This is a genomic window from Sinorhizobium sp. NG07B (assembly GCF_002532005.1).
Classification (GTDB): Bacteria; Pseudomonadota; Alphaproteobacteria; order Rhizobiales; family Rhizobiaceae; genus Sinorhizobium; species Sinorhizobium fredii_C.
The window spans coordinates 1,743,149-1,752,595 of the sequence record NZ_NWTD01000001.1; the positions used below are offsets into that span (position 1 = coordinate 1,743,149).

Below are 9,447 nucleotides of genomic sequence, written 5' to 3' on the forward strand. Positions count from 1 at the left end.
CCTTGCACGTTCTTGACGTGCCCGAACGGAGCTTGAATACGGAGACCGCCATGACTTCGAAGATCGCACTGCATCCCATTTCCCGCCGCGCCCTGCTCGGCGCGCTGGCCGCCTCCTCCGCCCTCGCCGTGCTGCATCCCTTCTCCGTCGGAGCTGCCGCCAACCAGGCCCACCTCCGAATCATGGAAACGACCGACCTGCACGTGCATGTGTTCCCCTACGACTATTACGCCGACAAGCCGAACGACACGCTCGGCCTGGCGCGCACCGCCTCGATCATCGACGCGATCCGCGCCGAGGCAACCAATGCCATCCTCGTCGACAACGGCGACTTCCTGCAGGGCAACCCGATGGGCGACTACATCGCCTACAAGCGCGGCATGAAGGCGGGCGACATTCACCCGATCATCGCCGCCATGAACGTCCTCGGCTATGACTGCGGCACGCTTGGCAACCACGAGTTCAACTACGGCCTCGACTTCATGTTCAATGTGTTGAACGGCGCGAATTTTCCGATCGTCTGCGCCAACCTGACCAAGGGCGCGCTCGCCGCCGGCCCCCGCCAGGACGAACTTTTCCTCAAGCCCTACGTCATCCTCGATCGGAAGGTGAAGGACGGCGCCGGGGAGGAACACCCGATTCGTATCGGCCTGATCGGATTCGTGCCGCCGCAGATCATGACCTGGGACGCCAAGAACCTCGAAGGCAAGGCGAATGCCCGCGACATCGTCAAGGCCGCGGAAGCCTGGGTACCGCAGATCCGGGAGGAAGGCGCCGATATTGTCATCGCCCTCTCCCACTCCGGCATCGGACAGCAGGCGTATGCCGAAAATCTCGAAAACGCCTCCGTACCCCTGGCGGCGATCGACGGCATCGACGCCATCGTCACCGGCCATAGCCATCTCGATTTCCCGGGGCCGAAGTTCGATGCCGTCGCAGGCGTCGACAACAAGACCGGACTCATCTCCGGCAAACCCGGCGTGATGGGCGGCTTCTGGGGCTCCCATCTCGGCCTGATCGATCTCCTCCTCGAGCGCGACGGCGGAGCCTGGCGGGTGATCGGTTCGACGAGCGAAGCGCGGCCGATCTACCGGCGGGAGGAGAAGAAGGTCATCGCCGAGGTCGGCGACAAGCCGGAAGTTCTGGCGGCGGCACAGAAGGACCACGAGGCGACGCTCGCCTATGTCCGCACCCCGGTCGGCAAGACCTCCGCGCCGCTCTATTCCTACTTCGCCCTCGTTGCCGACGATCCTTCGGTGCAGATCGTCAGCCAGGCGCAGACCTGGTACATCCGCGACATGCTGAAGGATACCGAGCACAAGAACCTGCCGGTGCTCTCGGCAGCGGCCCCCTTCAAGGCCGGCGGACGCGGCGGTGCCGACTATTATACCGACGTTCCGGCCGGCGACATCGCCATCAAGAACGTCGCCGACCTCTACCTCTATCCAAATACGGTCCAGGCTGTCGTCATCACCGGCGAACAGGTCCGAAACTGGCTCGAAATGTCTTCCGGGATCTTCAACCAGATCGCGCCGGGCTCGACCGACGCGAACCTCATCAACGGCGACTTCCCGTCCTATAATTTCGACGTGATCGACGGCGTCACCTACCAGATCGATCTTTCGCAACCGGCCAAATACGACAAGGACGGCAATCTCGTAAACGCCTCGGCAAGCCGCATCCGCGACCTGCAGTTTGACGGCAAGCCGATCGACCCGGACCAAAGATTCGTCGTGGCGACCAACAACTACCGCGCCGGCGGCGGCGGGCACTTCCCGGAAATCGCGGCCGACAAAGCCGTCTTCGTCGCCCCCGATACCAACCGCGACGTGATCGTGCGCTACATCGTGGAGCAAGGGACGATCAATCCGTCGGCCGACGCCAATTGGAAATTTGCACCGCTCAAGGACACCAGCGTCGTCTTCGACAGCGGCCCGAAGGCAAGACAATTTATTGCTCAGGTCAAGGCCGTCGACGTCGAAGACGCCGGCGACGGCGCCGACGGCTTTGCGCGCTTCCGCATCAGGTTATAGCGGGAGCAAGTGGCCTCTGGCGTGCCGTCCCCGTCGGTAGGCCAGAGGGGGCGAGCGCCCCCCAAGAACTTGACTTACATGTTAAGAAAACACTGCAACCGATTGCTGCAGAACAAGATTGTCCTGCTTACACTGAGCGCGACTGTGCCTCGTCGGCAAAGAGCGCCGCGCGCTGCTCGTCGACGATCTGCCGCCCCTTGCGGAGCGCCGAATCGATGGCGTCCTGCTCGGAGGTGAAGAGATCGGCGCGGATGAAATTACGCACTTTCGTGCCGCCTTCGGGGATCGTCTTTTCGATGCTGCCGGCAAGCCGGAACTGCGCGCCCTCGCGCATCGGCGTCGCGCGGATCAGGCAATCCGCATAGGTCTCGGTCTTGCCCGAAGCGGGCTGAGCCGGCTTTTCGGAGCCACCGGAGAGGCCGAACAATTTCGAGAAAAACGATGCCATGGCTCATGGTTAGCCGTGGCTGCGGCCCCTGTCAAAGCCAAAATTGGTTCGCTTGCGCTGCCCGGCGGCAAAGCGCGTCAGATGACCAGATTGGCGAGAATCTCGTTCTCGGTGATGTCCTGGTATCGCAGCCCGGCCGCGTCGAAACGCTGCTTCAGCAGCGGGAAGTTCTCCGCATGCTTGGTCTCGATGCCGATCAGCACGGAGCCGAAATTGCGCGCCGACTTCTTCAGATATTCGAACCGGGCGATGTCATCCTCTTCGCCCAGCAGATTGAGGAAATCGCGCAAGGCGCCCGGTCGCTGCGCCATGCGCAGAATGAAGTATTTCTTCAAGCCCGCATGGCGCATGGCGCGCTCCTTGACGTCCGGCAGGCGCTCGAAGTCGAAATTGCCGCCGGAAACGACCGCGACCACCGTCTTGCCTACCAGCCGCTCGCGACCGAGTACTTCCAGCGCAGTAATCGACAGCGCGCCGGCCGGCTCGAGCACCACGCCTTCGACATTCAGCATCTCGGTGATCGTCAGACAGATGGCGTTTTCGGCGAGAAGCATCACCTGCTCGGGCGCGAAATCGCGGAGCGCCGAGAAATTGAGATCGCCGATGCGCCCCACCGCCGCGCCGTCGACGAAATTGTCCACCTGATCGAGCGTCACGACGCTGCCCGCCTCCAGGCTGCGCCGCAAGCTCGGCGCGCCCTCCGGCTCGCAGAACATGAACCGGTCGGGCATCAAGGCATCACGGAAATAGCCGGTCACGCCGGCCGCCAGTCCGCCGCCGCCGACGGGCAGCACGACGAGATCGGGAAGCAGCCCCTCCGGCAATTGCTCGACGATCTCCGCCGCGACCGTCGCCTGCCCTTCGATGATATCTGCATGATCGAAGGGCGGCACCATGACGCCCGCAATCGCCTCGACATGGTCGCGGGCGGCCTGGTAGCACTGGTCGAAGATATCGCCGACGAGGCGGATGGTGATGTATTCGCCGCCGAAGATGCGGGTCTTGTCAATCTTCTGCTGCGGCGTCGTCACCGGCATGAAGACCACACCCGGAACGCCGAAGTGCCGGCAGACGAAGGCGAAGCCCTGCGCATGGTTTCCGGCCGAGGCGCAGACGAAGGTCTTGCCGGAAGCACCGGCCGCAAGTGCCTTGCGGAAGAAGTTGAAGGCACCGCGGATTTTGTAGGAGCGCACAGGCGAAAGATCCTCGCGCTTCAGATAGACGGTGGCGCCGTAGCGCGCGCTCAGGTGATCGTTGAGCTGCAGCGGCGTCGCCGGAAAGATCTCGCGCATCGCCGCGGCCGCCTGTTCAACATCCTGCTTCATCTCGTGCCATCACCCGTTCCATCTTGATCGCTGTCGCTATCGCACATTGCTGCGACTGAAACCACCGATTTGACTTGCTGGGCGCTTGGCCTGGCAAAGACTCGCGAACCATCACTCTACGCCGATCGGCTGCGGTCACGGCAGTCTCCTTCGGCTTGACTTGCGCATGCCAAATGCCGACAGTTTTCAGCAATCGGGATGCTGGGAAACTGCGATGGCGAACTATCTCTCCATGCTAGCGATGCTGGCTCTGGCCGCCCCTGTCCTGGCCGTTTCCGGAGCCGAAGCGGGGCCGCTTTCCGATGCCGCGGTGAAAGCGGAGAAGCAGGCAAGCGACGGCGACGCGGCAGGAGCACGAGAAACGCTGCGCCAGGCCGTCAGCGCGTTCTCGCAGACCCTTCCCTTCGCGATCGGCAAGGCGCTTTTCGTCACGGCCGAACCGGCAGGCTACGCCATGTACGAGCCGAAGCAGGATTCGGTCTTCAAGCCCGGCGAGACGCTGCTCTCCTATGTCGAGCCGGTCGGCCTCACCTGGAAGGACGCAAGCGCCAAGGGCAAGCTCGAAACGCGCTTCACCGTCGATCTCGACATCGTCAGCCCCAAGGGCGAGGTGCTTGCGACCCGCAAGGCATTCGGCGACTTCACCTTCACCGGCTATCTTCGCAACCAGGAGATCTATGCGACGCTGACCGTCGACGTCAGCGGCGCGCCTGCCGGCGACTACGTCCTGCGCTTCCGCTTCAACGACATCAACAGCGGCAAGAGCGCAACCGTCGACCAGCCGTTCAAGATTGCGGCGGAGTGATTGAGAGGCAGCAGCATTTCGGTGGTGGTGCGGACGACGGGGATCGAACCCGTACAGCCTAAGGCCGAGGGATTTTAAGTCCCTTGCGTCTACCAGTTTCGCCACGTCCGCATACCGCGTTTGGAATACTTTGCGATTCAAGCGATGGGAAGGGCCGCCAGCGCATTTTTTGATGTGCGTCTCCGCGAACATGCTCAAGCCGCATCTTGCACCGAGAGTCGCGCAAAAATTCGCATCAACCCCTGATTCGCCAGGGGTTCAATCCTTGCGTGTTGCTGGCAATATTCGATCCAAAGACTGTCCTGGCATCGATGGCAGAGGGGATCGGCGTGCGTCCGTTGCGAGCGTCTAGCAGCACACCTTTGTGGCCGGAAGACCTTGACGCGCTTCAGCGCGTGTTCGACCGGCTGTGTAACGAGTATCGGTGGCCGCGCAAGAGTGCCCAGGCGCAGCGATATGGGCGGATGCTGATCGAAGAGTATCAGGCCGGCACCAGGGACGAGCGCCTGCTGCTGGCGGCAGGCCGCTCGTTTATCGACCGCTCTCTCGCCCAAAAGAGGCCGGCATGACGCAGCAGGTTTCGATCGACAGCGAGGATCTCGCCGAAAAACGACGCGCCATCGACGCGATGAAGGACGACTTCGCCAGCGCCATTGAGGCGCGGCAGGCGGAACTGCGCGCCCGCGACCTGCCCGGACAGCGGACGGGCTGGATTGGCATGCTTGTGCGAAAACCGCGCTGAGAGGCGTCCTGTGGCGTGAAACCGCGGCGCGTGGCTCGCGCCTGAAATTCCGTGCACGAAAACAACGCCTGCAGCGCCGTGCACCTTTCAGGACGCACGCTGCAAGTCTTTGAAACTAAGCATCGTTTCTTCCGACAATCGCGTCCGATTTTCGGGCCGATGCGCCAGACGCAGCTCAGTGATAAAAGAAACAGTCGCAATCGGCCTTCTGGGCGTCTTCGCCGCGCCAGACCCGGACTGCCAGTTTCGACGACTCGCCATTATCCTCGAGCCGTAACCCGAGCAGCGATACTGCGGCTGCCTTCGGGTTGGGTGCATCGACTTCGATGACCGATCCGACCTGGTGAACGCCCTCCCGAGCGGTCCAGGTGAAGATCTGAACGCTGTAGTGCATAGATATCCTCCGTCGCGCTGTCGCTCGCGCCAGGGGCGGGCAGTATTTTAGGGGTCCGCAGGCAAAGCCCCTATCTCAGCCGTCCTCGACGGTTGCTTCAGGTCGATCTCCTCCATCAGCGTGTTCGAAATGCCAGTTTCCCTGCTCATCCTGGAAGCTGATTTCCTCGTCGTCGCCGCCAACTTGCTGTTCCGCGGCGGCAGCCTTTGCGGCCGCCAGCGCCATCTCGCGACTGGGAAAGGGCTCTGAATACGCTTCGGCGGCCTTGTAGGCCCAGCCTCCGTCGTGTTGAACGATCGAATAGGTGATCCGCGCCATTCTTCACTCCCATGGATGTCCAGGGACATTCCTGCCCACGGTTGGACCGTTGCCGCACGGCCGCACTGCTCCTCCTTGCCTGTGGCAGTCCACCTCGGACGGGGCGATGTTAACACAAATTGGCTAGCGTTGTGCCTTTTTTGAAGGAGGGTGCGCCCACCTCCTACCATTTTAGAATTAAACAGCGATATCAACGACAAGCGCGGCCACTTGATGCGGCAGCGCTCGCTCAGACGTGGCTAATTCTACTTTGATCAGTCCGCGCGCATGGCGAGCATGCTCGCCACATGAGCGCCCTGCTTGCCGACCAATTTACCCTCGTTGCGGGATAACCGAAGAAAAACGCCTTCGATGTCCGGCAATTCCGCTTGATCGCCGCCGCCGGCAAGTTTTATCAACGCGCATGCTGCCATCAGAACGGGCTAGCAGTAAGATCGTGTCGAACGATCCGAACCATTCCGGAGCGCAAATGACCAGTGCCAGTATTGTCACCGCTGCCATGCTCGCCATTGGCGACGAGCTTCTCTCCGGCCGGACCAAGGACAAGAACATCGGCCACCTGGCCGACATGCTGACGATGGTCGGGATCGATCTGCGCGAAGTTCGTATCGTCGCCGACGACGAGGAGGCGATCGTCGAGGCCGTCAATGCGCTGCGCGGACGCTACGACCATGTCTTTACCTCTGGCGGCATCGGCCCCACGCATGACGACATCACCGCCGACGCGATCTCGAAGGCGTTCGGGGTCGAATGCGTCTACGATCCGAAGGCGATGGAACTGCTCGGCGCGTTGTATGAGCGGCGCGGCATGGAATTCACGGAGGCGCGCAAGCGGATGGCGCGCATGCCGCTCGGCGCAGCCCACATCGCCAATCCGGTATCGACCGCTCCCGGCTTCAAGATAGGCAATGTCTACGTCATGGCCGGGGTGCCGCAAGTGTTTCAGGCGATGCTCGATAGCCTGCTTCCCAGCCTTCCGACCGGTACGCCGGTTCTGTCGCGTACGGTCCGGTCGCCCTTCGGTGAAGGAGATATCGGGACTCTTTTGACCGAGGTGCAGAAGCACCATCCCGAAACGAGCATCGGTTCCTATCCGAAATTCGACGGCAAGAGCTTCTCGACCGATATCGTCATCCGCGGCCGTGACGAGTCGGCCATTGCAGCAGCCGAAGCCGATGTGGCGGCGATGATCGAGGCGATCTCGCGCTCGCGCCAGGGCACCTAGGCTCGCCCCGCACCGCGGCCAAATCCTGCCCATACAAGCCCTTGCGCTGCGGGCTTCCTTGCCGGTATTGCATTCGCCAACGGGAAGCGCCGCAGGAGCGACTCCCAACCTATTCGATCAGATATCGGAGCGCCTCATATGTCTCTTCCCGAAAAAGCCTTTCCCGTATCCTGGGATCAGTTTCACCGCGACGCGCGCGCGCTCGCCTGGCGGCTGGCCGATAACGGGCAGGAATGGCGGGCAATGGTCTGCATCACCCGCGGCGGTCTCGTGCCGGCGGCGATCATCTCCCGGGAACTCAACATCCGCATGATCGAAACCGTCTGCATCGCCTCCTATCATGATTACGACATGCAGGGGCAGATGAAGGTGCTCAAGGGCATCTCGCCGGAAATCGCCAAGGGCGGCGGCGAAGGCGTTCTCATCGTCGACGACCTGACCGATACCGGCAAGACCGCCGCCGAAGTGCGCGCCATGCTGCCCAAGGCGCATTTTGCCGCGGTGTATGCCAAACCGAAGGGCCGGCCGCTGGTCGACACCTTCGTCACCGAGGTCAGCCAGGACACCTGGATCTACTTCCCCTGGGACATGGGCTTCACCTATCAGGAGCCGATCGCCAAGGGCAGCCGCGGCTGACCCCCTCGCTCCTTCAGGGGCGCGGCGGAATGTTTTCAACCAGCGTCTCGGCCGTCAAGGCGCGGCCGGCACGGATGCCCGCCTCGCCGTGGCGCCAGACCGCGGCGGCGGCCGCTTCGAAAGCCGGAAAGCCCTGCGCCAGATGTGCGCCGATGATGCCGGCCAGTACATCGCCCGATCCGGCGGTGGCAAGCCAGGGCGGCGCATTCCCGTTCACCACCGCTCGGCCGGACGGCGCCGCCACGACGGTGTCCGACCCCTTGTAGACGATCACCGCATGGCTGAGCCTTGCCGCGGCTTGCGCCTTTTCGATCTTGGAGAGCGTGGTATCGGCCGCGACGTCCGGGAACAGGCGCGCGAACTCACCCTCGTGCGGCGTCATGACCACTTGGCCGCCGCATTCGGCGATCTTATCGAACAGCTTTTCCCTTTCCTGCTGAAAGGAACTCATGCCGTCGGCATCGAGGACCAGACCGCGGTCGCAGAGCATCAGGGCGAAGTCCCTCGCCTTCTTGCCGACGCCAAAACCCGGGCCGAGCACGAAGGTGTTGAGCCGCTTGTCGCGCAGCCATTCGGCCAGATCGGCGGCGCTGCCTATTTCCTTGAGCATGACGGCAGTCAGGTGCGAAGCGTTGGTGGCAAGTGCCTCCGGCGGCGAGCCGAGCGTCACCAGCCCCGCCCCCGCGACGAGGCCCGCTGCGGCGGAGAGCCGCGCCGCACCGGTAGAGATCGGCCCGCCGGAAAGGACGGCAAGGTGGCCGCGCTTGAATTTATGCGTGCCGGCGTCGAGACCGCCGGCATAGTGTCTCCAGACGGCCGGGCCATTGATCCGCAGGGCGCCCGCCCTTGCGGCGACGAGCCGAGCGGGAATGCCGATATCGAAAACCTCGAGCGTACCGCATAATTGACGCCCCGGCATCAGCACATGTCCCGGCTTCGCCGCCATGAAAGTGACCGTGTGGGTGGCGGTGAAGCTTGCGCCGCGCACTTCGCCGCTGCGTCCATCAATTCCGGAAGGCAGATCGACCGCCAGAACCGGTATCCTGTTCGCACTGACACGATTGATGACCGCTTCCGCAGCATCCGGCAGGTTGCGAGCGAGCCCCGCCCCGAACAGCGCGTCGACGACGATATCGCCCGCCTGCGGCTCGTAAGCCTCGAGGGGTAGTCCTGCGAGCCGACAGCCCTTGCGCGCCCTGGCTGCGTCGCCCCGCAATTTATCGGCGTCGCCGAGGATATATAACGCGACGTGCGCACCGCTCTCCGCCAAGGCTTCTGCGGCGACATAGCCATCGCCGCCATTGTTGCCCGGGCCGCAGAGTACGACGAAGCGCAGGGCGGCCGGGAACAGCCGCAGCGCCGCAGCGCACACCGCTAGCCCTGCCGAGCGCATCAGCGAGAAACTGTCGATGCCGGAATCGGCTGCGTCCTTGTCGATCGCCGCCATTTCAACCGGCGTCACCAGCATATCTTCGAGCGCGTCATCCATGACCCGATCTAAGCGCGGCCGCGCGCACTAGA

At 63.1% G+C, this 9,447-nt stretch carries 12 protein-coding genes and 1 tRNA gene; 6 read left to right on the forward strand and 7 right to left on the reverse strand.

What is annotated here, in order from left to right:
- Positions 1 to 50 precede the first annotated feature (50 nt).
- Positions 51 to 2,033 (forward strand): bifunctional 2',3'-cyclic-nucleotide 2'-phosphodiesterase/3'-nucleotidase, encoded by a 1,983-nt coding sequence (locus CO664_RS08500; RefSeq protein ID WP_097538420.1) that lies wholly within the window; start codon positions 51 to 53, stop codon positions 2,031 to 2,033.
- 127 nt (positions 2,034 to 2,160) lie between these two features.
- Here CO664_RS08500 and CO664_RS08505 read toward each other — a convergent pair whose 3' ends face one another.
- Together CO664_RS08505 and ilvA are read right to left on the reverse strand one after the other, a co-directional pair.
- A complete protein-coding gene (locus CO664_RS08505) occupies positions 2,161 to 2,481 on the reverse strand; it encodes an HlyU family transcriptional regulator (RefSeq protein WP_097538421.1) in 321 nt (106 codons plus the stop codon).
- Between the two features lie 77 nt (positions 2,482 to 2,558).
- A complete protein-coding gene (ilvA, locus tag CO664_RS08510; protein ID WP_097538422.1) occupies positions 2,559 to 3,806 on the reverse strand; it encodes a threonine ammonia-lyase in 1,248 nt (415 codons plus the stop codon).
- A gap of 214 nt (positions 3,807 to 4,020) precedes the next feature.
- Between ilvA and CO664_RS08515 the strand changes: the two genes are divergently transcribed.
- Entirely contained in the window at positions 4,021 to 4,611 is a 591-nt protein-coding gene (locus CO664_RS08515) for a hypothetical protein (RefSeq protein ID WP_037421856.1), read from the forward strand.
- A 25-nt stretch (positions 4,612 to 4,636) separates the two neighbouring features.
- Here the strand turns inward: CO664_RS08515 and CO664_RS08520 are convergent.
- Positions 4,637 to 4,722 (reverse strand) — tRNA-Leu (locus CO664_RS08520).
- Positions 4,723 to 4,922: 200 nt separating this feature from the next.
- Between CO664_RS08520 and CO664_RS08525 the strand changes: the two genes are divergently transcribed.
- Together CO664_RS08525 and CO664_RS30645 are read left to right on the forward strand one after the other, a co-directional pair.
- A complete protein-coding gene (locus CO664_RS08525) occupies positions 4,923 to 5,180 on the forward strand; it encodes a hypothetical protein (RefSeq protein WP_162109143.1) in 258 nt (85 codons plus the stop codon).
- A complete protein-coding gene (locus CO664_RS30645; protein ID WP_176536517.1) occupies positions 5,177 to 5,353 on the forward strand; it encodes a hypothetical protein in 177 nt (58 codons plus the stop codon). Before CO664_RS08525 ends, CO664_RS30645 begins: the two co-directional genes overlap by 4 nt.
- Before the next feature lie 175 nt (positions 5,354 to 5,528).
- Here the strand turns inward: CO664_RS30645 and CO664_RS08530 are convergent, their stop codons facing one another.
- The 3 genes from CO664_RS08530 to CO664_RS30650 form a co-directional block, all read right to left on the reverse strand.
- Positions 5,529 to 5,747, reverse strand: coding sequence for a hypothetical protein (locus CO664_RS08530; protein ID WP_037383614.1), 219 nt, complete (start codon positions 5,745 to 5,747; stop codon positions 5,529 to 5,531).
- 75 nt (positions 5,748 to 5,822) lie between these two features.
- Positions 5,823 to 6,065 carry a DUF2188 domain-containing protein gene (locus tag CO664_RS08535; RefSeq protein WP_037421853.1) on the reverse strand — a complete coding sequence of 81 codons (243 nt, stop codon included), beginning with the start codon at positions 6,063 to 6,065 and terminating at the stop codon, positions 5,823 to 5,825.
- Between the two features lie 254 nt (positions 6,066 to 6,319).
- Entirely contained in the window at positions 6,320 to 6,463 is a 144-nt protein-coding gene (locus CO664_RS30650) for a hypothetical protein (protein WP_158254910.1), read from the reverse strand.
- A 71-nt stretch (positions 6,464 to 6,534) separates the two neighbouring features.
- Here CO664_RS30650 and CO664_RS08540 point away from each other — a divergent pair, with 71 nt between their 5' ends.
- Positions 6,535 to 7,290 (forward strand): competence/damage-inducible protein A, encoded by a 756-nt coding sequence (locus CO664_RS08540; RefSeq protein ID WP_097538423.1) that lies wholly within the window; start codon positions 6,535 to 6,537, stop codon positions 7,288 to 7,290.
- Positions 7,291 to 7,428: 138 nt separating this feature from the next.
- Positions 7,429 to 7,926, forward strand: coding sequence for a xanthine phosphoribosyltransferase (gene gpt, locus CO664_RS08545; protein ID WP_037421847.1), 498 nt, complete (start codon positions 7,429 to 7,431; stop codon positions 7,924 to 7,926).
- Between the two features lie 13 nt (positions 7,927 to 7,939).
- Here gpt and CO664_RS08550 read toward each other — a convergent pair whose 3' ends face one another.
- Entirely contained in the window at positions 7,940 to 9,415 is a 1,476-nt protein-coding gene (locus CO664_RS08550) for an NAD(P)H-hydrate dehydratase (protein WP_097538424.1), read from the reverse strand.
- Positions 9,416 to 9,447: the final 32 nt, after the last annotated feature.

What these genes read in the sequence shown, in the direction of transcription:
- CO664_RS08500 (WP_097538420.1), top strand. Translation starts at nt 51, where the DNA reads ATGACTTCGAAGATCGCACTGCATCCCATTTCCCGCCGCGCCCTGCTC.
- CO664_RS08505 (WP_097538421.1), bottom strand. Translation starts at nt 2,481, where the DNA reads ATGGCATCGTTTTTCTCGAAATTGTTCGGCCTCTCCGGTGGCTCCGAA.
- ilvA (WP_097538422.1), bottom strand. Translation starts at nt 3,806, where the DNA reads ATGAAGCAGGATGTTGAACAGGCGGCCGCGGCGATGCGCGAGATCTTT.
- CO664_RS08515 (WP_037421856.1), top strand. Translation starts at nt 4,021, where the DNA reads ATGGCGAACTATCTCTCCATGCTAGCGATGCTGGCTCTGGCCGCCCCT.
- CO664_RS08525 (WP_162109143.1), top strand. Translation starts at nt 4,923, where the DNA reads ATGGCAGAGGGGATCGGCGTGCGTCCGTTGCGAGCGTCTAGCAGCACA.
- CO664_RS30645 (WP_176536517.1), top strand. Translation starts at nt 5,177, where the DNA reads ATGACGCAGCAGGTTTCGATCGACAGCGAGGATCTCGCCGAAAAACGA.
- CO664_RS08530 (WP_037383614.1), bottom strand. Translation starts at nt 5,747, where the DNA reads ATGCACTACAGCGTTCAGATCTTCACCTGGACCGCTCGGGAGGGCGTT.
- CO664_RS08535 (WP_037421853.1), bottom strand. Translation starts at nt 6,065, where the DNA reads ATGGCGCGGATCACCTATTCGATCGTTCAACACGACGGAGGCTGGGCC.
- CO664_RS08540 (WP_097538423.1), top strand. Translation starts at nt 6,535, where the DNA reads ATGACCAGTGCCAGTATTGTCACCGCTGCCATGCTCGCCATTGGCGAC.
- gpt (WP_037421847.1), top strand. Translation starts at nt 7,429, where the DNA reads ATGTCTCTTCCCGAAAAAGCCTTTCCCGTATCCTGGGATCAGTTTCAC.
- CO664_RS08550 (WP_097538424.1), bottom strand. Translation starts at nt 9,415, where the DNA reads ATGGATGACGCGCTCGAAGATATGCTGGTGACGCCGGTTGAAATGGCG.